Here is a 294-nt window from a genome sequence, read left to right on the forward strand (position 1 = left end):
GGCACATCCGTTGCGAGGGCCTGCTCGATAAGAAGGCAGGGACACTGCGATGACGATCTGGACACGGTGGGCCAAGGACTGGACCAGGGAGACGGTGCGGGGCGCGGCCCGCGCCTGCGCCCTCGCGGGGGGCCTGGCGCTCGCGAGCCTCGGGGCCGGCGCCGCGCAGGCGCAGGAGACCATCAAGGTCGGCATCCTGCACTCGCTCTCGGGCACGATGGCGATCACCGAGACGACCCTGAAGGACGTGATGCTGATGCTGATCGCCGAGCAGAACGCCAAGGGCGGCGTGCT

At 70.1% G+C, this 294-nt stretch carries 1 protein-coding gene; it reads left to right on the top strand.

The features are described 5' to 3' along the window. Nucleotides 1-49: 49 nt before the first annotated feature. A partial coding sequence (locus ACLBXP_RS25835; RefSeq protein ID WP_447670653.1) for a transporter substrate-binding protein occupies nucleotides 50-294 on the top strand: 245 nt, incomplete at its 3' end.

The sequence above is a fragment of the Methylobacterium sp. A54F genome (assembly GCF_053346035.1).